The organism is Bacillus gaemokensis (assembly GCF_001590835.1).
GTDB lineage: Bacteria > Bacillota > Bacilli > Bacillales > Bacillaceae_G > Bacillus_A > Bacillus_A gaemokensis.
Map to the genome: position 1 here is coordinate 45358 of NZ_LTAQ01000002.1, position 335 is coordinate 45692.

Annotated in this window: 1 protein-coding gene; it reads right to left on the reverse strand. The window is 39.1% G+C overall.

The window, feature by feature from the left end; all coding sequences use genetic code 11:
* Window positions 1-335, reverse strand: a 335-nt coding sequence (locus AZF08_RS31105) for an SH3 domain-containing protein (RefSeq protein WP_235604050.1), incomplete at both ends; no start/stop codon positions are given.

Sequence of the window (335 nt, forward strand, 5' to 3'; positions counted from 1 at the left end):
TTTCTCCTTGTTTTCCAGCTTCTAGCTTCACAAACTCTAACGATACGTAACCTTCTTTTCCTTTATAACTTATCTTCGCCCAGCCGTTTGCTTTTCCTAAGATTGTTACTTTTTCTCCATTTTTTAAGTTTCCGAGAATTGCACTATTTGTATTTGCTTGACTTCTTACTCGCAGACTTGTTGCGTTGATTGTTCCTGTTTCCTGCACCCCATTTGTGATGTTTTCCACTGGCTTTTCTCCTTGTTTTCCAGCTTCTAGCTTCACAAACTCTAACGATACGTAACCTTCTTTTCCTTTATAACTTATCTTCGCCCAGCCGTTTGCTTTTCCTAAG